The following is a 1,463-nucleotide window of genomic DNA, read 5'->3' on the forward strand; positions in this document are numbered from 1 at the left end:
CCGCCGTAAAACGGGGCAAGGACGGCTTCATTAGCGTCGGGATCGTTCACGAGGCAAAGATACCGACCTATTCAATCACTTGTGCCATAAGCGATTACGCCACTTGCGTCCACTTTGACGCCACACGCGGCCATAGCGGAAAAAGAGCATACAACCCGTGTTTTTAAGGGTTTACTTTGCACGTGAGAACGGATACGGGCAATGACACATCCCCCTGTCCGCACACGTGTGGACGGATGCAGAAAACATCGTGTGCAGAGGAAAAAGCGGGTCTTTGTCCGGATAAGCAAATGCGGTTGCGCATGAGTATAAAATCGGACACGCGCCCATGCACCGGCATACCGGCGTAACAGCCTGCCAGCGCACCAGCATATATGCGTGCCGGCATACCAGCATAAAATCTCATGCCGTCACTTGTCCGGATACGTGAAGAGATGAACGATTACCCGATTGTATAACTAAAAACGCATGGAACAATGAAAGAGAAAACGAAATTCGTGGCCTTCTCCACCCAGAAAGGCGGAGCGGGCAAAACCACCCTCACGGTGCTGGCAGCCTCTTACCTGCACTATGTAAAGGGTTTCAATGTCGCGGTCATCGACTGCGATTATCCCCAACACTCCATCGTGGAGATGCGGGAACGTGACCTGAAGCTTGCCCTCGAAGACGAACATTACAAGAGGTTAGCTTACGAACAATTCACCCGGCTTCAAAAGAAAGCCTATCCTGTCGTGGAAAGCAACACGAAAGAGGCGTTGGCCGATGCCGACTACCTCCTGCCGCAAGGTGATTTCGATTATGTGTTCTTCGACCTTCCCGGTACGATCAATAACGAGGATCTGATTCATTCCCTGGCCGGAATGGATTATCTCGTCGCCCCGATCAGTGCCGACCGGGTTGTCATGGAAAGCACCCTGAATTACGCGGTTGTGGTAAAGGAGCATATCATGGGCCGCGAGAAGTCCCGGATGAAAGGGCTGTATATGCTATGGAACATGGTGGACGGACGTGAAAAGACAGAGTTATATCAGGTTTACGAGGCGGTAATGAAAGAGCTGGGTCTTCCTGTTCTGAAGACCTTCCTGCCTGACACCAAGCGTTTTCGTCGTGAGCAGAACGCCAGCCGTCGCTCTGTCTTCCGCTCCACGCTCTTCCCGGCAGACCGTTCTTTGATCCGGGGCAGCAACCTGGATAAACTCGTGGATGAATTGATCGAACTGTTAAAGTAGGATCTTATGAGCGGAAAAGAACATGACGACGGTTTGGACGCTTCCTTCATCATCAGCCAGGCCAAAAGCCGAAACCGGCCATTACATCCTTACACGCCGGAAAAAGAGGAGGAGGCATCGGCTCTATCGGAACCGTCCGGCGAGGCCGCCGCCTCGCCGGCTACGAAAGAGGAGGGACGCCGCCGAAGAGGGAAAGGCCAGGATTACGAGCGTCTTTTTATCCGGAACGCCCCC

Annotated in this window: 1 protein-coding gene and 1 pseudogene; both read left to right on the top strand. The window is 53.1% G+C overall.

Going from position 1 to position 1,463, the window contains the following annotated elements; genetic code table 11:
- The first annotated feature begins 476 nt into the window (after window positions 1-476).
- A complete protein-coding gene (locus tag ACESTR_RS16095; protein ID WP_004295460.1) occupies window positions 477-1,229 on the top strand; it encodes a ParA family protein in 753 nt (250 codons plus the stop codon).
- A 6-nt stretch (window positions 1,230-1,235) separates the two neighbouring features.
- Window positions 1,236-1,463 (top strand): annotated as a pseudogene (locus tag ACESTR_RS16100) (conjugal transfer protein TraB); the annotation flags it as partial.

Source organism: Alistipes sp. DJF_B185, from assembly GCF_964250025.1.
Classification (GTDB): Bacteria; Bacteroidota; Bacteroidia; order Bacteroidales; family Rikenellaceae; genus Alistipes; species Alistipes finegoldii.

Coding starts and splice junctions, on each gene's coding strand:
- ACESTR_RS16095 (WP_004295460.1), top strand. CDS start 477: ATGAAAGAGAAAACGAAATTCGTGGCCTTCTCCACCCAGAAAGGCGGA.